Raw genomic sequence first — 25,175 nt, forward strand, 5'->3', positions numbered from 1 at the left:
TATTGGCAGTGGAAGAAGGAACAACAGAAATCCACTGAGCCGGCCATGCTGCACGTTGTGAATGCCTGAGTGACCTGTCCTTTCATTCGCCGAAGAGGGCAATTTACACATGATACTGGACTTGATCTAAGTTTCCGTAGCCTGGGTGGCCGAATTCATCGTCACTTTAATTGAACTGGAGCTCAGCCCAGGAGAAAATTTACCACTATTCGTCCCATCGGAAAAGTTTATTCCGTCACTGCTCGTCGCAACGACCGTCGCTCCGTCTTTTAGCTCCCAAGTAGTTGGAGGGCCTGCATTGTATACAACCGTATACGTCTTTCCGGCCACTAAATTTAGAGGGTTCGTCGTATCAGGAGCGTAAGATTGCTCCTTTATGCGCTCACTAACGGTCTTTGCTGAATTAATCACAGGATCAATTTTAAAGTATACATTATAGGTTTCGCTTGTCGTCTCTCCATTTGGCAAAATCGTCGGCGTACCGCTCAGCTGGACTTCCGCCACCGCCGCCGCGACCGCCGTAAAGACACCGAACGGCAGGAACGCGAGCACCAGCGCCAGCGAGAGCACGATCGACAGCGCTTTGCTGCCTTTCATCGCCTGACCTCCTGTCTCCTCTGCCCGTTTTTTCTCGTTCTGCTTCGCTCTGTCGACCGGTCGCCACCCGCAAGAAGCGGCTCACCCCTCCTCCCACGCGCCTTTGGCGCCGGCGCCTTTCATCCTTCGTCTGGCGCCGACACCCTGATTTAGGATACCGAACCGCCCTCGGCGACGTCAAGTTTTGGAAGACATCCCTTGCGTCTTCCGCGGCGAGGGCGGGGTATCGCTTGGTTCCGTAAGTGTTTAACGCATGACGCTCGAAAAGGTTTCGCTCTGCTCCCTGGAAGATGATTTATTTTAGATGTTTTAGAGATGCCGCGCCCCACCGGGCACCCACTGAAGAATAGCCCGATCGACCGCGCGGTGCGCCCGGGCGCACCGCGCGGCGCCGAGTATTCCCGGGCGTACTCCCGACCGAGGGCGTTGTACCGGGCGGCGTGATGGCTCCAGCGGAGATGCTCGGCGGAAAGCGCCCGGTGGAGGGCGGCGCCGTGGTGCACGGGATTGAGAGACGCCATCGGCTCCCGGAAGACCATCGCGATGGCGCTGCCGCGGATCTTCCGCATCTCAGGCTCGCGGAGCGCGAGAAGGTCCCGGCCTTCAAACTTCAAGGTATTTCTCCTTCCCCTTCGGCACGCCGTAGCGGCGATAGTAGTCGGGAAAGCGCCGCTCGAGCGGCACGAAAGGCCACGGCAGGCCGAACGCTTGGGGGCCCCAGACGGCGAGGGCGGCATCGCTGCGCATGATCTCCGGCGTCGGGATGCCGATCACCCGGACCCGCTGGCCGTAGCGGAGCCGTTCGGTCGTGACGGCCATCCCGGTTTCGGCATCGAGGACGGCGATGAGATCGGGCACGATCGCGAGCACTTCTCCCTCCCGAACGGCCGCCAGGTTTTCGTTCTGAAAGCGGATGACGAGCGTCGCCCCGGCATCGGGGCCGAGACCGGCGATCGTCGCCTGTCCGACGGCAAAGCCGCCTTCCGTCCGCCGCTCGACGTCGACGACCTTTCCTTCAAAGAGGGGGACGGCCCGGCCGTAGAGGGTCCCCTGCGTCGCTTCGGCGATCGCCTCCACCGGATCCTGACCCCGGTGCGGCGCCTGAAGGACCGCCTCACCGATGGCGATGGCCATCGAGATCGTCCGCCAGACGGCGGTGCGCTTGAAGTCCGCCCCGCGCATCGGATAGTCGACCAGGTGGGCGTGTCCGCCCATGCGGATCGTCAGGCCGCGGGCCAGCCATTCGAGACGAACGTTGTCCGGCGTCTCGAGGAGGACGGTCGAGCCGTGTTCGTCGGCCAGGGCCGCCGGCGTGCCGGAAAGCCCGTACACGTGGAAGGTCTCCATCTGAAGTTCCGGAAAGGCGCGCCCCATGCCGTCGCCGTCGACGACGGGAAGTCCGGTCCGGGCCGCGACGATGAACGGGATCATCGAATTGAGGCCGCCGCATTCGATCGGGCTCGTCGCATCCGCCCGGCGGCCGAGGCGCTGTTCCGCGGCCCGAAGGGCCCGCACGGCTTCGAGACCTTCCGGGATCTTTTCAATCATCACCGTCGGCGCGCCCATCATCGCCGTCGGCAGGACGAGGGCCTCGTCGTCCAGCGCTTCCGGATCGAGCAGGGTCACCGGGCCGTTTTCCCGGATCGCCTGTTCCGCCATGAGCCGGCCGATGTACGGATCGCCGCCGCCGCCGGTGCCGAGGATGGCGGCGCCGACGGCGAGACTCTGAAGATCCTGGACGTCTACGGTGCGCATCGAACCCCTCCTTGCTTCCCGGCCTTGGGGCCGGCCGATCAGAGGCGCCGGAGGGCCCCGGCGGCCTTCACCTTGATCCGGACGGCGTTGCCGGGAAGATACGCCAGCGGGACTTCTTCGACTTCGATCACCTCGACCGTGTCCGGGTCGGCGCCGGCGCGGACCGCCTCATCGATGGCCATCTCCCGCGCTTCCCGAAGCGCCTCATCCCGCCGGCGGCCGTCGAGGGAAAAGAGGCGATCGACCGTTCCCGAGACCTGGGAGATCGCCGCCCCGACGGCGTTGGCCACCTCGTAGTGCTCGGGCCGGACGATCGGGGCGATCCCTGCCATGCGCTCCGGAAGCAGCACGCTTCCGCCGCCGACGAGAATCGCCGGCACGTCTCCGGCTCTCGTCTTGATCCGATCGACGGCTTCTTCCACCATCCGGACGGCCCGGCGATGGATCGCTTCGATCTCGGCTTCCGACAGGCCGACCCGGGCAGGATCGCCGAGCCGAAGCAGCCCACGGGCGACGGCGATGTCCGTGAGGGTGAGCTCCTCGCCGCCGAAGATGCGGGCCCGGCGGACGATGTGGCTGCCGACGCTCTCGGGGCCGATGCGAATCGTCCCTTTCGCATCGCGGCGAACGATCGACCCGCCGCCGAGGCCGATGGAGATCAGATCCGGCATGCGGAAGTTGGTTCGGACGCCCCCGATCTCGACGGCGACGGCCGACTCCCGGGGAAAACCGTTCTGGAGCACCCCGACGTCGGTGCTCGTCCCGCCGACGTCGATGACGACGGCATCCTTCAGGCCGGACAGGTACCCCGCCCCGCGCATGCTGTTCGTCGGCCCGCTGGCGACGGTGAGGATCGGGTAACGCTGTGCGTACTCGAGCGACATGAGCGTGCCGTCGTTCTGGGCGAGAAAGAGTTCTCCCCGAATGCCGAGCGAGCGCATGGCGGTCGTAAAGGCTTCGATCACCCGTCGGGCGACGTCGCTCACGGCCGCATTCAGGATCGTCGCGTTTTCCCGTTCCAGGAGGCCGACGCTTCCGAGTTCGTGCGACAGCGACACGCTCACCCGGTCGCCCGCAAGCGCGTCGATGATCTCTTGCACCCGGCGCTCATCGTCATGGCGGACCGGCGAAAAGACGGCGGTGACGGCAAAGGCGCGAAGTCCGGCATCGAGCGCCTCGGTGACGAACCGGCGGACCGCTTCGGCATCGAACGACGAAATCGGTCGGCCGTCAAATTCCACGCCGCCGGGAAGAATCGCCGTTTTCCCGCGGATGACCGCCCGGATGTCGTCCGGCCAGTCGCTGAGCGGCGGGATGGCGGTCGTCGCCGGAGCGCCGAGCCGAAGGATCGCCACCGGGAGCAGCCCTTTTCGTTCGATGATCGCGTTCGTCACCTGGGTGGTGCCCAGCATGACGTAGGCGAGGTGCGACGGGTCGAGTCCCGCTTCGGCGAGGACGCGCCGGGTGACTTCGACGACGCCGGTCAGGACGTCCTCGGTGACCGGCGTCTTGGCCTTGGCGATGACCCGATCCCGTTCGTCCAGAATGACGGCATCGGTGTTGGTGCCGCCGACGTCAATCCCGAGGCGATACGCCATCTTCATCCCCTTCCTCGATCGGCACGTAGTCGAACGGATAGCCGAAGGCGGCCGGCCCGACCGTCTCAAGGCCGGCCGGGGTCCGCCAGATGGGGTCGGCCGGAAGGCCGAGAACGGTAACCCGCTGACCGTAGGCCAGCCCTTCCGTCGGAATCGGCGTGAGCGTCTCGGCATCCAGCACGGCGATGAGATCGGGCACCATCGCCGTCGGGACCCCGTCCCGGATGGCGACGAGGTGCTCGTTCTGAAATTCGAGCCTGAGCACCGATCCGCGGTCGGTTCCGTGCCCTTCCAAGGTGGCCGTGCCGCGGGCAAAGCCCCCTTCGGTCCGCCGGAGGACGTCGACGACCTTGCCGCGGAAAAGGACGCGGCCGCCGGCGACGGCCAAGAGCGCGTCGAGGGGCGATGTGCCGGCCGGCGGGCGCAGGATGGCCCGACCGATGGCGGCGGCCTTCGCCAGGGTGCCCCGAATGACGGCCCGACGGGCGTCCGCCACGGTCATCGGATAAAGGGCGATGATGGACGAGCCGCCCATGGCGATCGTCGCCGTACGGCTCAACCGTTCCGTCCACCCGTTGTCGATCGTCTCCAACAAAAGCGCATTGCCTTTTTCATCGACGAGGGCCATCGGCGTCGCCGAAATGCCGCTTAAGTGCATCGAGGTCATCGGAATCTCCGGAAAGGCCCGGCCCATGCCGTCGGCATCGAGGAGCGGCAAGCGGAGTTGTGCCGCGGCAAACAGCGGGATCATCGAATTGATGCCGCCGGCTTCGGCGGACATGAGCGCCACGACGGGCCGGTTCAGGTACGCTTCGATGGAACGGACGACCCGCTCCACTTCCCGGCCGCTCGGGATTTTTTCCACCAGCACCGTGGGCGCGCCCATCATGGCCACCGGAAGGACCAGCCCGGCTTCCGGCAGTTCCTCGAGTTCCACAAGATGGACCGGACCATGGCGGCGGATCGCTTCCCGGGCCATCAGGTAACCGATGTACGGATCGCCGCCGCCGCCGGCCCCGAGCACCGTGGCGCCGACGGCGATCTCCCGGAGCTGGGCTTCATCGATGACGCCCATGGGCGATCTCCTTTCAGGATTTTTCTCGCGATTTCGCTTTCAACGATCGGTCTTTCAACCTCTTCAGCTTTCGACTTCCCGGAAATGCTGGCTCCCGCTTGTGAAAGCGCTCCACAGTTTCATGAGCAGGTAGTAGAGAAGCCCCGATACGATCAGGGCGTTGAGCGCCGGGATGCCCCAGCCCACCTTGTAGCCGATGATCGAGGCGGCGATCCAGGTGATGAGCATGATCGGGTTCCACGCTTCCACCCGCCGCGGGAGAACGCCGCGAGCCCGGCTGGCTTCCAGCTCGGCCCGATAGCGCCGGAGGAAGAAATAATCGACGATCATGATCCCGGCGAGAGGCGGAATGGTGACGCCCAGCAGCGTGAGGAAACCGACGAATCGATCGAGGATGCCGAGGGCCGAAAGGGCCGTGCCGAGCACGCCGACGACGACGGTGATCAGGCCGCGGTTGACCTTTTTGTTCCAGACGGTGTCCAGGATGTTGACGATGCCGAGCGATGAAGAATACAGGTTCCAGTCGTTGATCTTGAGGGTGGCGGTGATGAGGATGAGCGTCCCGATGACGCCGCTCGTCGAGGTGACGATGTGGATGATGTCGGCGCTTTTGACGGCATGGGCCAGAAGAACCCCGATGAGCCCGATGAGGTATTCGCCCAGCGTGATGCCGACGACGGTTTGCTTGACGACGTCCCAGGGGCTTCGGTTGAAGCGGGTCATGTCCGGCGTGATGACGGCCCCGACGATAAACCCGCCCGCCACCAGCGTCGTTCCGGCGGCGAGGCTGAGCGGTTCTCCCGGCGGCGGGGAAGCGATGAGCTCGGCCAGAGAATGTTCCCTCAGGGCGCTTAGGATGGACGCTCCGGCCAGGAGCAAAAAGGCCGGGACGGTGATGTAGGCGGTCCACGCCATCGAGAGAAAACCGTAAATCACGATCAGGGTGACCGCCATCCCCGTGATGATGGACCAGGCCCAGACCGGGAGCCCGCCGATCAGGCTGTGGATCCCCTGGGCGAAGACCGCATTCTGCACGCCGAACCATCCGATGAGGCTGACCGCCACGACGAGGCCGATGATCGCCGAGCCGTACCGGCCGAATCCCGTCCACCGGCCGAGCACCGTCGTGCTGAGCCCTTCCCGCTGTCCGGCGATCCCGGTCAGAATGGAGACGATCTCCAGGATGACCGCCCCGAGCGTCAGCGCCCAGAACGCGCTCCAGAACGTCATGCCGAAGCCGAGCGTCGCCCCGAGCAAAAACTGCGAAAGCGCCGAAAGCTGGCCGAATCGCTGCACCGCGACGCTCCACCAGGAATACCGCGCCGCTTCGGGTACCCGCGTAAGCGCGTAGTCATCCCGGCCGACCTCCCGCCCGAGTTCGGGTTGAGGAGCCGAAGGAACCGATTGCATCTCCCTCCCACCTTTCTGTTTTGTTTGTCTTGTATCCTAAGGGAAAAATCGCGGAATGGGATTGTTCTTTCGGGAAAATCATTTCGCCATTTTTGTGCGTACAGAACAAATGCGGCGGAACGAAGAGATTCCGCCGCATGATGGCTCGCTTGAGGGGACTGGGAATTTTGGAATCGGAACGGGATGTCGCGGGAGGGATGTCGCGGGCACGGGGAGGGGAATTCGCGGGGCGACGCTTTTTAGCTCTTTTGGGCTGAGAATATGCGGGACGACGAGGGAGCGTTCAGGGGTTAGGGGGCGGATCATGGTTCAGCGCGGGACGAATGAGCGCCTCCTCCGTCCTGGACAGGCCCTGAAGGCGATACGCCCTTAAAGCCAGCCCGACGAGACGCAGGCGTTCGGGGTCGTCCAGAGGCATCCCGAGCACCTCTTCCACCTGGCGTTTGCGGTAGCGGACGGTATTGCGATGCACATGCAGGCGCTCCGCCGCCCGCCGCAGGTCTCCGTGCGCTTCGACGACCGCTTCGGCGGTCTCCAGAAGCACCTGCCGCCTGTTTTCCGGAAGCCGAAAAAGCGGCCCGAGAACCGCTTCGATGAGCCCCAGGGCCTCCCGGGAACGGTACCAGGGATAAAGATAGGCTTCCGCGCCGAGGTCCGTGACCGTCTTGAGCGTCCCTTCGCCGTAAAGGGCCACCCCGAGATGAAAGCTCTGCACCGACTCTCGATAGGATCGGCGATGGCCGTCGACGCCGGTCCCCGGCCGGCCGATCCCCCCGCCGATCGGAACCCCTTCCCACAGCGGGCCCTGACGGGCAAACAGATCCGCGACGTGATGGCGGACTTCTTCAATGCCCCAGTTCGTGGAGCCGCGGCGACGGAAAACGAACAGAAAATGGCCTGACTCCGGCGACACGCCGAGCGCCCACCAGCCCCGTTCGGCCGCCGCCGCTTCGATTCGATCAATCCATTCCGACTCTCGGCGAAGGACGTCCGCCTCCGTCCACCGGCGTTCTCGAACCAGACGGCCAAAGCGGGCGATGCCGGCATAGACGACGGCATGCGGAACAAATATGTCCCATCCGAACGATCGCGCCCGAGCGACCGCTTCCGGGCGGATCGGCTCCTCGGACATCAGGATCTCCCGGACAACGTCCAGGCGCGACCGGAGGCGAAGTTCCCAGTCCAGAAGCCGTTTTTCAAGCTGCAGCTGCAGGATGGGCGCCGCCATGGAAAAGGCCCGTTCGACGACCTCGCGCTGATGCGGCCGCTCGGGAAACTCGCCGCGGATCAGCGTCTTTGCTCCGTAACGCCGGCCCGTTTGAAGAAGCAGGTAGGCCTGAACGCGTCCATTCGCCGAGCGGACGACCGGAACACCCGGGCGATGAAACGCTTCGTCCAGCGCCGGAATGTCTGCCCTCTGCTCCGTATTTTCCTCAACCGCCCGGTGACCGGGAGTGACGTCCGGGTGGACGACGATCCGTCCGTCGAGCGCTTCTTCCAGGATGCCGACGATCCCTTCGACCGCCTGTTCGTCGCGCCAGGCCTGAATGAGCGCATCCAGAGCCCGCTCCAGCCGGCGAGCGGCAAAAAGCCGGGCATCCTGCCTTAAGGCGACCCACCGCTCCATGAGCGACAGAAAATCGCCGCGAAGGTAAAGCACGGGAAGCTTCAATCGGTCGGCAAGCAACAAGGCGGAACGTGGGAGCCCAGACGGGATCTCGCCCGATGCGTCCGAGACGAACTCCGGCAGAAGCATGCCGGCGCTTCCCCGCGCCGAAAGACGGCGGACGAGGACATCGAGCTCAAGCGCAACTTCCTGCAGTAAGGTGGCCGGAAAATAGTACAATCCCCCCGGCGAAAAGTCGCAGGCTTTGGGCGGCCGATCGCAGACGGCCATGGAGCTGAAAGGGCGATCCAGTCCCGCCTCACCGGCCAGGACGTGAAGACGTCCTTCACTTTGCCGGACGAGATCCCGCAAAGAAAACGTCATGTCCGTCATGCCCCCGATCGGCTTGGACCCGATCATCTCGCGATTTTTTTGCGCAACGGACTCGCGCATTTTGCTTTTTACTTTTATTTTTTCCTTTGTTTTTCAAAAGAGCAAGTGAAAATTGTGAACAAGAAAAACGTGAGGCGCGCGACATGACGGCGCGCGCCTTTTCATCCCTTATGATCTTCCCTTTTCCCGCGCTTACATCTTTGCCGGATTTACTTCGGCAGCTTCTTCAGCTGCACCATCATCTTCTGCAGAATGACGGCCATCTCGGCCCGGGTGAGCGGGGCCCGGGGGTTGAAGGTGTAGAGGGATTTTTTGTCGTTCGGGTTCACCGGCGAGCCTTGCATGAGGCCGGCCTTCGTTACGGCTGCGATCGCCTGCAGGGCGTAGTAGTGCATCTGATTGACGTCGGTGAACTGCTTGGCGAGAATCGCCTGGGCCGCCTCCGGCGTCGCCGGGAGCTTCAGGTTCATCGCCCGGGCGATCATCACCGCCGCCTCCTGGCGGGTGACGTCGGCGTCGGGGTAGTAGTAGCCGGGCTGCTTGCCGCTCACGATCCCGGCCCGGGCCGCCGTTTCGATGTAGCGGTAGGCGTAGTCCCAGGTATCGCCGGAGGGACGGACGTCGTAGAACGACGGCTCCAGCGGATAGCGACCCTCGCTGTCTTCGTACGGGCCGGCGTTGATCGGAAGATCCAGCGCCCGAACGAGGTCGCTCGCGAGTTCGCCGCGGCTCACCGGCCGGTAGGCGCCGAACGACGAGCTCGAGAAGTTGGGCATGATGCCCTTCGCATACATCGTCTCCATCGCCGGCTGGGCGAACGGATGGTTGACGACGTCGGCGAAGGACTGGTTAAGCTTCATGACCATGTAGTAGCCGAAGCGCTTGAAGGGGACGGTGATGGTGTGCTTCTTCGGGTCGACGACGCCGCCGAGGTTCTGCCAGCGGGTGCCGTCGTGGTAGAAGACGGTGAGCTGGTTCGCCGCCTGCTGGACGATGGACGGATCGTAGGCGAGCGTGAGCGTCCCTCGCTGGCTCGGGACGAGGTTGTCCCTCAGGATCGCCCGGCTGCGGAAGTCCCGAAGGCCGAGGGTGTTGCTCACCAGGTACGGATCCCGCCCGCCGGGGGCGGCGACGTCGCCGGCGTCGATGTAGTAGAGGGGGCTTGCGTAGATGAAATTCGCCGGCAGGACGAGGGAGGAAGCGAGGGAGGAGCCGGGTTCGGTCACCTCGCCGGTCGTCCGGTTGGCCAGCCCGAAGTAAAGCGGCACGTCGGTGTAGAGGTCGGTCTGCCGGTCGATGACTTCGTCGTCGAACCGCTTGGGCGGCGGCTTGAGGAGGACCGTCCCCTTGGGGAAGGTCAGCGTCACGGCCTTATTGAAAGCGGTAAAGCTCGTCTTTTTGCCGAGGGTGTCGTAATACTCGGCGCCGGTGATGGGGGCGTTGGCGTTGTAGATGAGGACTTCGTCCTTGTACGTCTTGTCGGCAAAGGTGAGGGTGAGGGGAATCTTGTTTAGGCCGGGCTTTAGGGGCACCGTCGCCGTGAAGACGTAGTACGTCTCCGGCGCCTCGTCGCCGAGCTTTTCGTTGAACACGAAGTCCGGCTTGGTCGTGTTGGACGTCTTGGCCTCTTCCTTGCCGATGAGGACCTTGGTCGCCTTTTCGGCAAAGACTTTCACGACGGCGGCGTTGCTGTTCACGATCGGGTAGGGGTCGGTCGGCTTGGCTTTGAGCGGGGCGAGGACCTTCCAGCCGGCCGCCGCCCGCTCGATGACTATTGTCGCCTCCGCCCGCCGGCCCTGAGCGTCTTCCAGCGTCAAGACGTAGATCGTCTGGCCGGTTCGCCGGAGGGTGAAGGGAAGGAGGGCCAGCGCCGCATCCTGGTCGTCGGCGTTCTGCAAGGTTTTTACCGCATCGAGGGTCTGGCGGTAGCGGGAGAGGGTGAGCCCGCCTGAGAACGGATCTTTTTCGGAGACCGTCTGCGGGAAGTGATAGTTCGGCGATGTGCCGTAGCCCTGAATGCTGGCATTAAAGCGGTTTTGAAGTTCATCGAGGTAGGCCTGATACAGGCTTCCAGTTCCCGTCTGAAGCTCCCAGCGGCCCTGGGTGTATCGATAGCTTCCGATCGCACGGCCGTTTTTAGTGATGGTGAGCACCATGTCCTCTTGCGGATTGGGGATGCGGAAGCTCAGTTCCCGCAGGTAGGCGGCGTTTGTGCGGTAGACGTTGTCGGCGCCGCTCGGCCGAAGTTCGATCGCCTTGCCGTCCTGTTCCGTCTTCAAGACGAAGTCCTGGATCATCGGCGCCTCGCCGGAGAGCACCCGGATCTCGTACTGGAAGCGGGCCTCCGGTACGTCGTCCAGCCGGACGACGAAGAGATTGTTGCCCGGCACAAGCTTGAGCGCCCCGGTAAACACCTTTTTTTCGACGGTAAAGGTCGGGACCCTCCCGTCGGTTCCGATCGTGATCTGGTCTCTCGGAATGGGGACGCCGTTCAGCGTGAGGGTGAGGTTGGTCGGGTGATCGTTACCATCCTTCCTCAGCGCATAATTGTAAACCCGGCCGATGAGCTGATTGAGCTCATCTGGTCCTTTGAGGTCAAGCACCCGGTCCACGTTTACCGTTTTCGGGCCGCTGAGGATGGCGGACAGGGCCACATAGGGCGCGGTAAAGACGCTAGCGCGCACGCTGAAGACGGCATCGGGATTCGAAGCGCTCGGATCGCGCTGGTACGCGAAGGTGAGGGTGCCGTTTTTCCCCGGCAGAGCCTGAAGCGTAAGCCGCACCGTGGCCGTCTGGGTCGCTTGATCGACACGTTCGGGCTTCCAGGAATAGTCTGTTCCGGAGGCAAGAGGCGTTTCGTTCCACAGCACGTCAAAACGGGTGGCATAAAACGCGCCGTTGGCATCAAGCATGTTCCGCGTCTCGAGGAGGAGTTCAAAGGGGAGCGTCGGCAGGCTCACGGTCCCGCCGTCGGTCCACGCTTTCCCGCCGGCGGCTTCGGTGACGGCAAGAAAGCGGGGAAGCGACGCGTCGACGAAGCGGAAGAAGAACGCCGGCTTGACGGCGATCTCCGTCGGGTTTAGCGTCCAGGTGCCGCCGATCCGCTCCTCGACCCAGTAGCGGGCGGAGAGCGCCCACCGGTCGGCGGGGTCGAAGGGGAGAAGGGATTTTCTGTCGACGTCCCAAGCGACGCTGGCCTCATTGTCCGGCTTGTCCGGCGCGAAGAGCGCCTTCGTCCCGCTCGTCGCGTCGGGGGAAAGCGGGGTGCCGCTTTTACGATAAAGCACATAGGTCTCCTGCGTGCCGTCCGGCTTCGTCCGCACGGCGACGATCTCGTATGTCACCGGCCGGCGGTCCGGGTTCGATATGTCCAGGGCGAGCGTCCATTGAAGGTTTTTCGAAAAGTCATCGAGCTGAACGACGACACTTCCGCCTGCATCCGTCCCCTTATGCACCGGCACCAGGGTGGGTTGCGTCGGATCGGCGTCCGGGCTTAAGGTCGTCACCGGCGCGCCGTTTTGCCCGGTGCCGACCCGGACGTCGTAAAGGAGGTCGCCGCCGTCGCTCATGAGGGTGACGATGACCGTCCGGTTCAGGTAGACGACTTCTTTGTTGTTTTTCACCGCCCGGAAGGTGAGGACGTTTTCTCCCGTCTTGGCCGACAGGCGGACGGAAAATGTGCCGCCGACGGCGTCGGCCTGCGCTTCGTCGCCGGTGCGGTTGTTTTTCACCCACACCTGTTCGAGGTTGACGCCGCGGCCGTCGACGTAAAGGGTGAGGCGGTCCGGGTTGGGGAGGGTGACGATCGCCGGGGTGTCCTCCAGCACCGAAAGGGGCTGGTCGTTGACCCGAAGCTCGGTGATGAGCGGCGTGTCGTTGTAGCGGACGTAGAACGTAAGGAGCGTCCGCTCGACGACGCCCTGCCGGTCGTAGAAGACGATCGTGTTGAGGTCCGGCCGGAGGGGAACGTCCCGGAAGGTAAACCGGGTGCCGTCGACAATGGGCTTGACCGAGGCGAGATCCTCCGTCTGGCCCTGGTTCGTGATGCGGAGGCGAAGCCCGCTCGGATCGATGTTCGCCGCGACGCTCCCGGAGAGGGTGATCGTCGGGCTACCGTAGAGAACCGGCTTGTCCGGCTCCGTCCCCAGTCCCCCGAAGCCATCGAGCACGATGAGCGGCGTCTCGTTTGCCGCGCTCGCCTGCGGCAGAGACGTAAAAACCGAAGGAGGCCAAAGACCGGCGATGAGGAAGAGCGAAAGCAGGGCGGCCAGAAGCGGCGCCCGCGGGCCGCCCGGCCGGCCATCGTGAGGACGGAGAATCCGGAATCGGCGTCTTCCTGAGCGGTGCATCCCATCGACCTCCCGAACGGCTGACTTTCACCATCCTGTGATCCCGAAAACGGTTCATCAGGGAGTATCGGACGAATCGGGAGGAAGATTGAGGACGGTCGCAAGGATTTGGATGACCGCAGACCGTGTCAAGAGTTCGATAGAGACTTCGGGCACGGCATTCCGCTCAGCCCCATTCACAAACCGGGCCTGTCTAACCATAAAACCGAACGCAACAGCACTTCAGCCCCCAAGCGACAATCCTCCGGATCGCTCCATTCGTCCGGCCGATGACTGATTCCACCGCGAGAACGAACAAATATCATCCCGGTTGGCACAAACTGGGCCAGCTGCATGGCGTCGTGTCCGGCGCCGCTTGGCAGGTGAAAAGGGCGTATGCCGAGCGAATCGACGGCTTGACGGATCACCCGGCTCACGGCGGGATCGAGGGCGACCGGCTTTAACCGATGGCCTTCCCGAATGCTTACAGAGACGCCGCGCTTTGCCGCAATGGTCTCCATTTCTTGGCGCAGGGTCTGTTCGACGGCATCGCGCACCGCTTCGTCAATCGCCCTGAGATCCACCGTGAATTCGACGGTATGCGGGATGACGTTCACCCCGCCGGGAAGCGCTTCGATCTTCCCGACGGTCGCGACGACCTCATCCCGACGGCGGGCTTCGGCGTCCAAGAAAGCGATCATCGCGGCCGCGGCCGCCAACGGGTCTCGGCGAAGCCTCATCGGCGTCGTTCCGGCGTGCCCGGCCTCCCCTTGGACCTTCACGTGAAGCCAGAGCGGCCCGGCGATCGCCGTGACGACGCCGACCGGGAGCCCTTCGTTTTCCAACACCTTTCCTTGTTCGATGTGCAGCTCGAGGTACGCACGGATGGATGCAGGCGCGCGACGGGCGCTTTCGAGGCGTTCCGGGTCGAGACCGTAGGCCCGCATGGCTTCGGCGATCGTCCATCCTTCGGCATCGGCATGTTCGAGCTCTTTCCTCGAAATCATTCCGACAAACGCCCGGCTGCCGAGCATGCCCGCCCCGAAGCGCGCCCCTTCTTCATCCGTAAAAGCGATGACCTCGATCGGATGTCTGGTCCGGATGCCGCGTTCTTTCATCGCCGTCAACGCTTCCACTCCGGCGACGACCCCCAAAGCGCCGTCGAACATGCCGCCGTCGACGACCGTATCGAGGTGGCTGCCGATCAAAATCGCGGGAGCCTGATTTTCTTCTCCTTCTACCCGTCCAATCAAATTGCCGACCGCATCCTCGACGACGGTCGCGCCGATCTCCTCCAGCCAGCCGGCGACCAACCGTTTGGCTCTCCGCTCATTTTCACTGAACGCCAGGCGCGTGATGCCTCCGGTTTCGGGCTGGCGCCCGATTTGGCCGAGCGCCTCCAGCCGATCCATAAGCCGCGCTCCGTCGACCGTCGCGCATAAGTCCTTCACCCTTATTCCCTCGCTTTCTCAAACGCATACGCGAACTGATATAAAAGCGCCTCATGATAGAATTGGCCGACCAACTGACATCCGATCGGCAAGCCGCTTTTCGACCATCCGCAGGGAATCGACAAACTCGGATGACCGGTGTAGTTAAAAGGCGACGTGAAGCGCAAAAGCGCTTCACGGACGGGTTCTTTCCATTGAGCGTTAACCTCGCGCTGCCCGATCTCCGGCGGCAGGATCGGGAGCGTCGGCGTCAGCAAAACATCGATTTTCTCGAATGTCTTGTTTAACAAGTGAATATATTCTTTTCTTTTTTGCATGGCTTGTACGTACTTATAACCCGAGACTTCTTTGCTTTTTACCAACCTTTCATAGACTTCCGGGTCCAGAAGATCCGGATGTTCTCGAACGGTGGTTTCGTGAACGGCGTAGGCTTCCGCTTGCAATATGACTTGCTGCGCGTTCACGATCGCTTCGAATTCCGGACGAAGATCGAGCCGTTCGATCTTCGCCCCGAGCGCCTCAAAAACGTCGATTGCTTTTTCTAAAGCCCGTAACACTTCCGCTTCGACGCGCTCCGAAAAATACGCGCTCACCCCGACGGTCCGCCCGCGAATGGAACGGCCTATCCCTCGCAAATAATCTTCCCGCCGCTTCCGGACCGAATGTGGATCTTTCGGATCGAAACCAACCATAGCCTGGAGAAGAAGAGCGTTGTCGATGACGTCTCGCGTCATCGGGCCCACATGATCGAGAGAATGGGAGAGGGGGAAGACGCCGGAACGGCTGACCAAGCCAAACGTCGGCTTCAGCCCCACGATGCCGTTGGCTGAAGCGGGGATGCGAATCGAACCTCCCGTGTCGGTTCCAACCGCGGCGAAGGCCAGTCGAGCCGCAACCGCGACCCCCGAGCCACCGCTGGATCCACCGCTGATTTTGCGCTTGTCAAACGGATTCCGCGTCGGGCCAATGAGGGACCGATCCCCCGTCGGCCCAAAGGCAAATTCATGCGTGTTCGTTTTTCCGATGATCACCGCTCCCGCCCGCTTCAACTTGCGGATCACCGTGGCGTCATCATCGGGGACAAAATGGGCGTACACTTTTGAACCCATCGTCGTCCGGCATCCTCGGGTAAACACCATATCCTTCACCGCGATGGGGATGCCGTGTAAAGGGCCGCGCCAACGCCCCCGATCGATTTCGGCCTGCAGCCGTTTGGCCTGGTGTTGCACCCCGTCTTCGCAAATCGTTACATACGCATTTAATTCCGGATCCCGATTTCGGATCTCCCGCAAGACTTCACCGACGAGCTCCGGAATCGAGATCGCCCGGGCCCGAATCCGGTCGGCCAGGGCCTGAATGCTGAGGGCCAAAACATCCATTCCGAAAGCCTCCTGAAGCCGTACGGTCAGATCCCCAAATACGCTTCCCGGATGGTCGGGTTCCGCAAAAGCGCTTCGCTCGAACCGCTGATCGTGACGCGGCCGTTTTCCAGGACGTATCCTCGATCGGCCACTTGAAGCGACTGATGCATGTTCTGTTCGACCAGCAAAATCGTCACGCCGCTTTTACGGATGTCCTGGATCAGCTGAAAAACGTCGTGCACAATCTTCGGCGCCAAACCGAGCGTCGGTTCGTCCAGCATGAGCAATTTCGGCTTGGCCATCAACCCCCGCCCGATCGCGACCATCTGCTGTTCTCCTCCGGAAAGCGAACCCGCCAGTTGATGCCGGCGTTCATATAACTTAGGAAGCAGCTGAAAGACGAATTCCAGCGATCGTTCCTTTTCTCTTCGAGCCGCTTTGCTGTACGCGCCAAGCTCCAGGTTTTCCAAAACGGTCATAAACGGAAACAGTTGTCTTCCTTCCGGCACGAGCACGATTCCCATCTCGACGCGCCGGAAGGCCGGAACGCGATGGAGCGGCTGCCCCATCCACGTCATCGTCCCGTTCCACTTTTTGGTCAATCCGGCAATGGTATTCAGAAGGGTCGTTTTCCCGGCGGCGTTGACCCCCAAAATGGCCACGATCTCTCCTTCCCGAACCTCAATCGACACCTCGTGCAAGACCTGGATATCTCCGTAGAAGACGTTCAAATCTTCCACTTTAAGCAAAGCGGAGTTCCCCCCCAAAATAGGCCTCGATGACGCGTGAATCCTGAGCGATCTCTTTCGGCGTCCCTTCCGCTATTTTTTCTCCTTGATGCATGACGACCACCCGGTCGGAGAGCGACATGATCGCCCGCATATGATGTTCGATGATGACGATGGTCAGGCCCCCTTCCCGCAGCCTGCGGATCGTGTCGATCATCTGGCCGATCTCCGCCGGCGTAAGCCCCCCCATCACTTCATCGAGCAACAAAATCTTCGGTTCTGTAGCCAGCGCCCGGGCCAATTCCAACCTTTTGCGATGACCGATCGGCAGCGTCGCCGCAGGCTGATCGGCGAAGGGCTTCAGTCCGACCAATTCCACGACGTCCTCGGCGACGGCGCGCGCGTCCGTCAAATCGGAGCGACGCAAAAACGCGCCCACACAGACATTTTCGAGGACGGTCATCTTGCCGAAGGGCTTGACGAGCTGAAACGTCCGCGTGAGCCCGAGCCGGCTGATGGCTTCCGGGCTTTTTCCGGTGATGTCCTGCCCCTCCAAAAACACGCGCCCCGCGTCCGGACGCTCGAATCCGCTGATCAAGTGAAAGAGCGTCGTCTTTCCCGCTCCATTCGGTCCGATGATCCCGAGAATCTCCTGATCGCGCACCTCAAAACTCACATCGCGAACGGCGGTGAGTCCCCCGAAGCGCTTCGTTAAACGCTCAACTTTTAGTTTCAACGCCACCACTCCTCCACTTTCGATAAACCCTGACCGCGTTGGGCCACAAACCTTCCGGCCAGAACAGCACAAACAGAACGAGCAAAAACCCATAAATCAAGAGGTTTAAACCGTTGATATGGCTAAAGGATTCGCGCAAAAACATATCTAACGGGCTTAACACGAACGACCCGATCAGCGGCCCCAGGGAGGTGCCCAGGCCGCCGATGATGGACATCAGCGCGGGTTGAATCGAAAAGGCAAACGACAACACGGAGTCCGGCTCGATAAACATAATGTACATCGCATATATGGCGCCGCCGACCGCGGTCAAGAACGCGCTCAGCACCGTGGCCAGGAGCTTCATCTCTTTCACGGGCACGCCCAGCGCCCGCGCGGCGTCTTCATTTTCCCGGATCGCGATGAGATAATAGCCGATTCTTCGCCTTTCCATCGTTTTCGTAATGAAATAAATCAAAGCCACAAAGAGCAAAGCGAGGACAACGTACGTCTCGCGTTCCCGAAACGTCATGTTGACCCAACCGGGTTTAAACGGGAGCGATACGCCTTCCGAACCGTGCGTGAGTTCTTTCAGCTGAATAGCACTAATGTAGAGCAACTCCGCGACGGCGATGGTAATCAACGTGTAGAACGGCCCCCGCACCTTAACCGTGATGACGCCGATGAAAAGGGCCAGCAGCGCCGAAAACAGCCCCCCGACGACCATGCCGATCCACGGGGAGACATGAAAGTTAATGTACAACAATGCCGTCGAATACGCCCCAATGCCCACGTAAGCCGCATGTCCCAGAGAAAATTGTCCGGCATACCCCCCTGAAATATTCCATGCGGCAGCCAGAGAGGCCCAGAAAAACGTCATAAACAGGATATCCAAATAGTATTTATTTTTTATTTGATAGATGAGCGCTACCATAAGCAACACGACCAATCCGGCGCTCAAAACGAATCCACCTTTTTTAAGCATGAACCCTCCTGTTTCCTCCTTTACTGCTGCTCAGATGCAATTGCTAATTACTTCCAGTTGTTCAACTACAGTTGCTCGGCGCCCCGTTGTCCGAACAAACCTTGTGGACGCATAATCAAAACCAGAATGAAGATGACGAAATACGCCGCCTGCTTCCATCCCGAACCCAAGTAATAGGCGCTCACGGTCTCCACAACCCCGATGATGAGCGCCCCCACCAATGCGCCGGGAATGCTCCCCAATCCGCCGAGCACCACGACCACGAAAGCGATCAGAAGATACGCCTCACCGATGGACGGATAGGTTGGATAAAGAGGCATCAACAGAACGGCGGCGATCCCGGCCAGAGCGGATCCGATCGCAAACGTCATCGTATACACGCGTCGAACGTCAATCCCCATCAACGTAGCCGAAATACGATTTTGCGTCGTCGCTCGAATCGCTTTGCCGGTATACGTGAATTTGAGAAAGAGAAAAAGAACCAGCGTAATGACAGCCGAAATCCCGAAGGCTACGATCTGAGGAACGCCCAGGAAAACGGGCCCGATTTGAATCGTATCGGTAGAGTAAGTCGTCTGAACGGAGCGATAATCGCCTTTGAAATAGGCCAAAACGGCGTTCGACAACATCATCGACAGCCCCACCGTAGCAAAAATCTGCACTTCATGCGGCCGACCCACGACGCGTTGGACGACCAATTTTTGGATGAGGACGCCGATCAAAAACAGAGCGAGCGGAACGATGAACAGCGAGATGTAAGGATCCAGTCCAAATCCTTTGTATAGGAGATATGTCAGATACATGCCAAGCATCACCAGATCGCCGTGGGTAAAATTGACGATGCGCATCACGCCAAAAATCAACGTGAGACCGACTGCAATCAAGGCATAAATCCCGCCCAAAAGTATGCCTGAGACCGTCAGCTGTAAAAGCACCAACCGGTCCCTCCTCCAAAAAATGATGAAGAGAAGGGGGCCGGCAAAACCGGCCCACTCCTTCGGGACTTTTTTCAACGTTCTATCGAATTCTTCACCCGCTCTTTACTTGTTTCGATCTTTCCACGGAGGGAGAGGCACGTCTTTGATCTCGGCGGTAGCTAATTTTTCCGGCCAGACCATAACGAGCTTCTCATCTTGCCACTGTTGGATGGCGGCGAAGCTCCGCTCATTTAATCCCGCGTTCGGATCGATTTCCGGCAAAAACTTGATGCCCCATCCGTTCGGAAGGCTCCCCTCCGGAATATCTGCCTTAAGAAGGGCCTCGCGAATCGCCTCGGAATCTTCCACAGATGCCGCATTTGGTAGAATTTGCGTTAGTAAGGCATACGTTCCACTAAATGCCCGATAGGCGTGGCCGGCGGGATCGCGCCCTTTCATCTCTTGCCAGCGTTTCCGAAATTCCTCGTCGAGCTTGCGCGCCTCTTCGGTGAGCGCTTCAGGATTCACCATCGCAGGCGCCTCGACGACAAAGATGCCGTTTGCGTCTTTCCCCAGATTTTCCGCCAGGTCCGGAAGGCCGTAACCGGCCGTAATCCCGATGAAGGCCTTCGGATTGAGGTCGTATTGCTTCGCCTGCTTTTGAAACAGGACGGCATCGTTCACATAGGAGGCGGCGATAATCACGTCCGGATTCACTTCTTTTAATTTGAGTACGAGAGAGGACAAATCGACGCTTGTGGCCTTATAGTTTTCGTAGGCAACCAAATTGATACCGCTTTGCAGAGCTCGAGATTTGACAATTTCCGCAGCGGCCGTCCCAAAAGCTCCGTCTTCAAAAATGACCGCCAGCTTTAGTTTTTCCGGCTCGATTTGTAATCTCGGAGCCAAGGCCTCCTCGACAAAATCGACCGCTGCCGTGCCCAGCTTGGTGGAGTTATCGTTTACCCTAAAGACATATCGGAATCCTTGCTGGTTGAGCTTGTCCGAGGACGCAATTAATTCGTAATAAACAACTCCATTGCGCTCAGCCACCGGCGCCGCGGCCAGCGCCAGTCCGCTCGCGTACGTTCCGATGATCAACTTGACGCCTTCCTTAGAGATCAATCGATTGGCCTCATTGGCCGCCGCCGTTGCATCGGGGGCATCCGCTTTAATGAATTCCACCGGACGCCCGTTAACCCCACCTTGCTCATTGACGATTTTCCGAGCCAGGTCAGCGGCTTCAAACGATTCCGTCCCCAAAAGCGCCAGCGAACCGCTCAAGGGAAAAATAGCACCGATCTTAATGGGATCTTTCTTCTCCGGAGACGAAGACGGCCCCGTCGATTGATCGGCCGGCGCAGAGGGCGAGCCCGAACATCCGGCAGCGAAGACGATGGCCAGGAGTAGAATCGGCCAAAAAACCTTTCGTTTGCGTTGAAACATGTAGCCATCCCCCTTCGATGGATTCGTCTTCACTTCATATCCCTTAGCAAAAAGCATGCCAGCATCAACGGGGACTCAATTGCCGGAGAACGGCCCCATCACCGCCTTCCGCTCCATGCATTATGACATAATGAACATGCGCTAACGCATATTTAATTTTTGTATTTTCCTCGATAAAGTCGATTGATCGACTTTAAGTTCTTTAGCTGCATTGCTGATCGTCCCGTATTCTTTCAATGCCATCCGGATCAGTTTCATTTCAACCGTGCGCACCGCATCCCGAAGGGGGATGATCCGCTTAACGTCAACCCCATCTTTATCTTCCGCTGCCCCCTCACCCTCACGTTCTTGCTTTGATCGAGATGAAGTGCGTTGTTTTAGGCCAGCAGGCAATTGATCGACCGTTACAACTTCACTCTCGGCAGTCACCACTAATCGTTCAACAATATTTTGCAACTCACGTACGTTCCCCGGCCAGTCGTACGCCTCCAGCAACTCCAGCGTCTCTTTTGCAAGCGTGATGGAACGGCCAATTTTTGATTGATACAGGTTGAGAAAATGATGGATCAGCGGAATAATGTCCTCCCTCCGTTCTCTCAGAGGCGGAACGATGATTGGAATGACGTTTAACCGGTAATAGAGGTCTTGCCTAAATTTCCCTTTTTCCACCAGATACTGCAAATCTTGGTTCGTTGCCGCGATAATCCGCACGTCCACGCGGATCGGCTTATGCCCGCCGATTCGGACGACTTCCTTTTCCTGGAGAACCCGCAGAAGCTTTGCCTGAAGGCCGATGGGCATGTCTCCGATTTCATCCAAAAACAGCGTCCCTTCGTGGCTCAATTCAAATAACCCTGCTTTTCCATGCTTATCGGCCCCGGTAAACGCCCCCGGCTCGTACCCGAAGAGCTCGCTTTCCAGGAGGGAATCCGGTATCGCAGCACAATTGATCTTGATCAGCGGTTTATTGGCCCGGCTGCTGAGTCGATGAATGTAATTGACGATGATCTCCTTTCCGACGCCCGACTCTCCCAGAATGAGCACCGTAGAATCGGTCGCTGCGACTCGTTCAATGAGCGCAACCAGCTTTTCCATCGCTTTGCTTCGATAAACAAGTCGTTCTCCATGAGCCTCCCGTCGCTCTTGCAACTTGACAATTTGACGCCGATATCCCTCGACAATGCTTTTTAATTGATGGAGCTCCCTTTCTAATTCCTCGATTTCCGTCACGTCCCTGGAGGCGTTGACGACGCGAACGATGCGGCCGGATGCGTCTTTTATCGGTGTTCCCACCACCATCAATCGTCGCCCCGTCATCGTCTCTTGCAACACTTGGACCTTGCGTCCGGTTTCCAGCACCAAGCGCGTGACCGATGGGCGAAAAACACCTTCTGCTTCAAGCTCAAAGACGCTTCTGCCCACCAATTCTTCTTTTTTCATCCCCCATAGCCGTTCGCACGCGGAACTGACGCGCATGGTGATGCCACTTCCGTCCGACACATAAATCACGTCATATGAATTATCAAATATCGTTTGCAGATCTTGAAATGACGTTCGATATTCGTCGAGTTCCTTTTTGAGCTTCTGATATTCGGTAATCTCTTCGATGACCATCATTCCAAAGGCGTTTATCCCCTCTTGCGACCGCTCTTTTAGTCCGATGGACATTGCCTGATACGCATACCATCGTTCATTCACATGGACTTGCTCCCTTACGAGCATATCTTCCTGAATGATTTTCATCCAGTCCATCTGTCTGACAAGATGCTCGACCAGCATCCCCCAGGCGACGGCGGTTCGATTTTGAAATAAGATCTTCCCTTCGACATCGACGATTAAGATCCCGATGGGCAGGGCGTCGAGGATGACGGGCTCTTGCAAACTCAGGCCCCTTTCCATTAATTTCACCCCCTCAATCTGCAGCCAGCGTTAACCCCATTCTTTAACTTTAGCGTAGTATAATATTATACAAACGACCAAGCTGTTTAGAAAGAAGGGATTCTCATGATCCACCGGCCAGAAGTTGGGATTGAACAAAAGCTCAAAACAGAACTTTATATTACCCCCGATCTCCAACAATCACTGGATATCTTGACCTTAGGCGTGACGGATCTCGCTTCGTATGTAAACAACGTGGCCCTGGACAATCCGGCGATCCGCGTCGACCCACCAACATGGCAGATGTCGGCATCGTTTGCAAGGCGCCCTCATAAAAAAAACCGGCAGCCGCTGGACGAAAAGACTCCAGATCCGGTGATGGCACTTAAGGCACCGGAGCCAACGTTAGCCGATCGCTTAAAAGCGGCCCTCCCGACTTATCAGCTGGATACCGAACTTTTAAAAGGTACCCATCTCATTATTGACGCGCTTGACGAACGCGGCTACCTCGGGATGCCTCTCGAAGAAATCTCTCAGCGCTTTAACTACCCCATGGATCGATTAAAAAAAGCTTTAGAAGTCGTTCAATCGCTTGATCCACCGGGAATCGGCGCACGCGACTTGCGCGAATGCCTTCATCTTCAACACCGGCGACTGGGAGAACCATTACCGGTTTTAACCGCGATTATCGAGGAACATTTGCTTGATGTCGCAAAAGGTCAATTCAAGAAAATCGCCAGCCGCTTGCGCGTTTCTCTCGAAGCGGTTCTTGAAGCCGTGTCACTCCTAAAAACGTTTCATCCCAAACCAGGGAAGCTTTATTCTACCGATTCAGAGCCGACTGTCTACATTATTCCCGACGCGGCTGTGCAGAACAACACAGGCACGCTTGAGGTCAGGATATACGACGATGTTTTACCGCGCCTGACGCTGGAACCGGATATCTTACAGATGCTGCGCCATGAGAAACTGGACACGCAGACGAAAGCGTATCTTGCGCGCCAAGTCGCCAGAGCGAACAAGCTGATTGAACAGCTAAACGCTCGCAAGACAACCCTTGCACGGGTGTTACACGCGGTTGCGCATTATCAGAAGGATTTTTTCTTTTATGGATTCGATCACCTAAAACCGCTTACAATGCAGACCGTCGCCGAAACTGTCGGATTGAGCGTCTCAACGGTCTCTCGGGCCGTACGCGATAAATACATCCAAACACCCTGGGGTGTGATCGAGTTTAAACGCCTTTTTCCCTCAGCGATAAGCGGGACAGAAGCGCAAGGAGAAGCCACTTCGGAAACCGTCATCCGCAAAATCAAGGCGTACATCGAGGCCGAAGACAAAACCCAACCGCTATCTGACGAAGAGATCGCCGCCGCTTTAAATAGGGAGGGCATTTACATCTCTCGACGAACGGTGGCTAAGTACCGTTCCCTCTCGGGCATTCCTTCTTCGCAACAGCGGAAACACAATAAAAAGGCGCCGGAAAACCCTTTTCGGAAAGAAATCGAACCCGTTTATCGCCATTGATCCTTGTCTTCGGCAAAAAGGCGTTCCATGACGACGCGGCATTGACGGACAGTTTTTGCATGAACACCGCCTTGATCTTGCTCCATCTTTGGCGTGCGTTCTCCGGATCCCGAACAGCTCGGCGCCACCCGGGGAGCGCTTCTTTTGGAAGTCGGGCGATCCTAAAGCCGCGGCCCCCCGGTCTTCGGGTGAAGCCCGGACGCGAAATCGAACCCTCAGAACCCCACATCACCGGCGCGCATGGGAAGCGATTGAAAGCGTTCCCGTCCAGAGGGATGGAAGAGGGAAGACGGTCAGATGATCCGCATGACGAGTTCCGGATCGACGGCCGGACGTCCGGTGCGTTCCGAGTCAAGCGGGGCGACCCACTCACGGATCATCGCTATACTTTAATTGACAAAGCATCTATAAATTGTATAGAATACGGAGCGTACGAGCCGGTCAGGATATGGATGATGATCGGACCCAAACGGAAGGGGGCAGACCGATGATTGCGGTGACGGGGGCGACGGGAAAGCTCGGACGGCTGGTCATCGCGTCCCTTTTGCAGCGAATCCCGGCGAACGAGATTGTGGCGGCGGTGCGGAATCCGGGCAAGGCGGCGGAACTGGCCGCGCAGGGCGTCACCATCCGGGAAGCCGATTATACGCGACCGGCAACGCTGGAGGCGGCGTTTGCCGGCATCGACAAGCTGCTTCTCATCTCTTCCAGCGAGATCGGCCAGCGCGTCCAGCATCACCGGAACGTCATCGACGCGGCCCGGCGCGCCGGCGTAAAGCTCTTCGTCTACACCAGCCTGCTTCATGCCGATACGTCGCAGATCAATCTGGCCGAGGAGCATCGCCAGACCGAAGCGGCGATTCGCGCGTCCGGTCTGCCGTACGTGATCTTGCGGAACGGCTGGTACACGGAAAACTATGAAGACACAGTGCGCAGCGCCGTCCAAAACGGCGTGCTCGTCGGAAGCGCAGGAGACGGGCGGATCTCTTCAGCCAGCCGGGCCGATTATGCGGAGGCCGCCGCCGTCGTCCTCACGTCCGAAGGACATGAAGGGAAGGTCTACGAGCTGGCCGGAGATGAGGCCTGGACGATGGACGACCTCGCCCGGGAAATCTCCCGTCAGGTCGGTCGCGATATTCCCTATCGGAACGTGGACCCTGGGGAGTACGCGTCTTTGCTCACCCGTTCCGGCATTCCCGAGGCGTACGCCAGGATGATCGCCGACTGGGACGTGGCGATCGCCGCCGGCAGCCTCTTTGACGACGGCCGGCAGCTCAGCGCCCTGATCCAGCGGCCGACCACGCCGATGGCGCGCACGGTGGAAGCGTGGCTGAAGCAGAACCGCTGACCGATTGAATCGTTCCGCCCGGTCGAATCGTTCCGCCCGGGGTCATGCGGCACGGGC

General features: G+C 59.7%; 17 protein-coding genes. 2 read left to right on the forward strand and 15 right to left on the reverse strand.

All coding sequences use genetic code 11. The annotated features are described in order from the left end of the window. Nucleotides 1–126: 126 nt before the first annotated feature. The 15 genes from SA87_RS13045 to SA87_RS03950 all read right to left on the reverse strand — a co-directional run bounded on the left by SA87_RS13045 (nucleotide 127) and on the right by SA87_RS03950 (nucleotide 22,264). The gene (locus SA87_RS13045) at nucleotides 127–597 is read right to left on the reverse strand and encodes a hypothetical protein (RefSeq protein ID WP_156516488.1); all 471 of its coding nucleotides are present in this window, start codon (nucleotides 595–597) and stop codon (nucleotides 127–129) included. A gap of 603 nt (nucleotides 598–1,200) precedes the next feature. Beyond that, nucleotides 1,201–2,352, reverse strand: coding sequence for an S-methyl thiohydantoin desulfurase family protein (locus SA87_RS03885; RefSeq protein WP_066199504.1), 1,152 nt, complete (start codon nucleotides 2,350–2,352; stop codon nucleotides 1,201–1,203). 38 nt (nucleotides 2,353–2,390) lie between these two features. Further along, nucleotides 2,391–3,956 carry a hydantoinase/oxoprolinase family protein gene (locus tag SA87_RS03890; protein WP_322787508.1) on the reverse strand — a complete coding sequence of 522 codons (1,566 nt, stop codon included), beginning with the start codon at nucleotides 3,954–3,956 and terminating at the stop codon, nucleotides 2,391–2,393. After that, the gene (locus SA87_RS03895; protein WP_066199510.1) at nucleotides 3,928–5,025 is read right to left on the reverse strand and encodes an S-methyl thiohydantoin desulfurase family protein; all 1,098 of its coding nucleotides are present in this window, start codon (nucleotides 5,023–5,025) and stop codon (nucleotides 3,928–3,930) included. The genes SA87_RS03890 and SA87_RS03895 overlap by 29 nt, the downstream gene beginning before the upstream one ends. 63 nt (nucleotides 5,026–5,088) lie before the next feature. Beyond that, nucleotides 5,089–6,435, reverse strand: coding sequence for a purine-cytosine permease family protein (locus SA87_RS03900; RefSeq protein ID WP_066199514.1), 1,347 nt, complete (start codon nucleotides 6,433–6,435; stop codon nucleotides 5,089–5,091). 283 nt (nucleotides 6,436–6,718) lie between these two features. Then, nucleotides 6,719–8,332: a PucR family transcriptional regulator gene (locus SA87_RS03905; RefSeq protein ID WP_169816898.1), complete on the reverse strand. Its 1,614-nt coding sequence runs from the start codon at nucleotides 8,330–8,332 to the stop codon at nucleotides 6,719–6,721. 311 nt (nucleotides 8,333–8,643) lie between these two features. Next, on the reverse strand, nucleotides 8,644–12,783 hold the full coding sequence (locus tag SA87_RS03910) for an S-layer homology domain-containing protein (protein ID WP_066199521.1): 4,140 nt from the start codon (nucleotides 12,781–12,783) through the stop codon (nucleotides 8,644–8,646). Nucleotides 12,784–12,959: 176 nt separating this feature from the next. Further along, nucleotides 12,960–14,174 carry a Zn-dependent hydrolase gene (locus SA87_RS03915; protein WP_066199525.1) on the reverse strand — a complete coding sequence of 405 codons (1,215 nt, stop codon included), beginning with the start codon at nucleotides 14,172–14,174 and terminating at the stop codon, nucleotides 12,960–12,962. Nucleotides 14,175–14,215: 41 nt separating this feature from the next. After that, on the reverse strand, nucleotides 14,216–15,592 hold the full coding sequence (locus tag SA87_RS03920; protein ID WP_066199529.1) for an Asp-tRNA(Asn)/Glu-tRNA(Gln) amidotransferase GatCAB subunit A: 1,377 nt from the start codon (nucleotides 15,590–15,592) through the stop codon (nucleotides 14,216–14,218). Nucleotides 15,593–15,618: 26 nt separating this feature from the next. Beyond that, entirely contained in the window at nucleotides 15,619–16,323 is a 705-nt protein-coding gene (locus SA87_RS03925; RefSeq protein WP_066199531.1) for an ABC transporter ATP-binding protein, read from the reverse strand. Next, nucleotides 16,316–17,038 carry an ABC transporter ATP-binding protein gene (locus tag SA87_RS03930; protein ID WP_409359842.1) on the reverse strand — a complete coding sequence of 241 codons (723 nt, stop codon included), beginning with the start codon at nucleotides 17,036–17,038 and terminating at the stop codon, nucleotides 16,316–16,318. The genes SA87_RS03925 and SA87_RS03930 overlap by 8 nt, the downstream gene beginning before the upstream one ends. Further along, nucleotides 17,022–18,002 carry a branched-chain amino acid ABC transporter permease gene (locus tag SA87_RS03935; RefSeq protein ID WP_066199535.1) on the reverse strand — a complete coding sequence of 327 codons (981 nt, stop codon included), beginning with the start codon at nucleotides 18,000–18,002 and terminating at the stop codon, nucleotides 17,022–17,024. Before SA87_RS03935 ends, SA87_RS03930 begins: the two co-directional genes overlap by 17 nt. 65 nt (nucleotides 18,003–18,067) lie before the next feature. After that, the gene (locus SA87_RS03940; protein WP_245637642.1) at nucleotides 18,068–18,937 is read right to left on the reverse strand and encodes a branched-chain amino acid ABC transporter permease; all 870 of its coding nucleotides are present in this window, start codon (nucleotides 18,935–18,937) and stop codon (nucleotides 18,068–18,070) included. Nucleotides 18,938–19,042: 105 nt separating this feature from the next. Further along, nucleotides 19,043–20,365 (reverse strand): ABC transporter substrate-binding protein, encoded by a 1,323-nt coding sequence (locus SA87_RS03945; RefSeq protein WP_066442333.1) that lies wholly within the window; start codon nucleotides 20,363–20,365, stop codon nucleotides 19,043–19,045. Nucleotides 20,366–20,506: 141 nt separating this feature from the next. Further along, nucleotides 20,507–22,264: a sigma-54 interaction domain-containing protein gene (locus tag SA87_RS03950; RefSeq protein WP_066199536.1), complete on the reverse strand. Its 1,758-nt coding sequence runs from the start codon at nucleotides 22,262–22,264 to the stop codon at nucleotides 20,507–20,509. Nucleotides 22,265–22,369: 105 nt separating this feature from the next. Between SA87_RS03950 and rpoN the strand changes: the two genes are divergently transcribed. Together rpoN and SA87_RS03960 are read left to right on the forward strand one after the other, a co-directional pair. After that, nucleotides 22,370–23,770, forward strand: coding sequence for an RNA polymerase factor sigma-54 (gene rpoN, locus SA87_RS03955; protein ID WP_066442335.1), 1,401 nt, complete (start codon nucleotides 22,370–22,372; stop codon nucleotides 23,768–23,770). 487 nt (nucleotides 23,771–24,257) lie between these two features. Continuing rightward, nucleotides 24,258–25,118, forward strand: a complete 861-nt coding sequence (locus tag SA87_RS03960) for an SDR family oxidoreductase (protein WP_066199540.1) — start codon at nucleotides 24,258–24,260, stop codon at nucleotides 25,116–25,118. Nucleotides 25,119–25,175 lie beyond the last annotated feature (57 nt).

Source organism: Hydrogenibacillus schlegelii, assembly GCF_001653195.1.
In the GTDB taxonomy this organism is placed as follows: domain Bacteria; phylum Bacillota; class Bacilli; order Thermicanales; family DSM-22653; genus Hydrogenibacillus; species Hydrogenibacillus schlegelii.

Bases quoted from the DNA above. Each gene is read 5' to 3' on its own strand.
- SA87_RS03935 (WP_066199535.1), bottom strand. From the start codon at position 18,002: ATGCTTAAAAAAGGTGGATTCGTTTTGAGCGCCGGATTGGTCGTGTTG.
- SA87_RS03885 (WP_066199504.1), bottom strand. From the start codon at position 2,352: ATGCGCACCGTAGACGTCCAGGATCTTCAGAGTCTCGCCGTCGGCGCC.
- SA87_RS13045 (WP_156516488.1), bottom strand. From the start codon at position 597: ATGAAAGGCAGCAAAGCGCTGTCGATCGTGCTCTCGCTGGCGCTGGTG.
- SA87_RS03905 (WP_169816898.1), bottom strand. From the start codon at position 8,332: ATGGCCGTCTGCGATCGGCCGCCCAAAGCCTGCGACTTTTCGCCGGGG.
- SA87_RS03915 (WP_066199525.1), bottom strand. From the start codon at position 14,174: ATGGATCGGCTGGAGGCGCTCGGCCAAATCGGGCGCCAGCCCGAAACC.
- SA87_RS03960 (WP_066199540.1), top strand. From the start codon at position 24,258: ATGATTGCGGTGACGGGGGCGACGGGAAAGCTCGGACGGCTGGTCATC.
- SA87_RS03945 (WP_066442333.1), bottom strand. From the start codon at position 20,365: ATGTTTCAACGCAAACGAAAGGTTTTTTGGCCGATTCTACTCCTGGCC.
- SA87_RS03920 (WP_066199529.1), bottom strand. From the start codon at position 15,592: ATGGATGTTTTGGCCCTCAGCATTCAGGCCCTGGCCGACCGGATTCGG.
- rpoN (WP_066442335.1), top strand. From the start codon at position 22,370: ATGATCCACCGGCCAGAAGTTGGGATTGAACAAAAGCTCAAAACAGAA.
- SA87_RS03890 (WP_322787508.1), bottom strand. From the start codon at position 3,956: ATGAAGATGGCGTATCGCCTCGGGATTGACGTCGGCGGCACCAACACC.
- SA87_RS03950 (WP_066199536.1), bottom strand. From the start codon at position 22,264: ATGGAAAGGGGCCTGAGTTTGCAAGAGCCCGTCATCCTCGACGCCCTG.
- SA87_RS03895 (WP_066199510.1), bottom strand. From the start codon at position 5,025: ATGGGCGTCATCGATGAAGCCCAGCTCCGGGAGATCGCCGTCGGCGCC.
- SA87_RS03910 (WP_066199521.1), bottom strand. From the start codon at position 12,783: ATGCACCGCTCAGGAAGACGCCGATTCCGGATTCTCCGTCCTCACGAT.
- SA87_RS03900 (WP_066199514.1), bottom strand. From the start codon at position 6,435: ATGCAATCGGTTCCTTCGGCTCCTCAACCCGAACTCGGGCGGGAGGTC.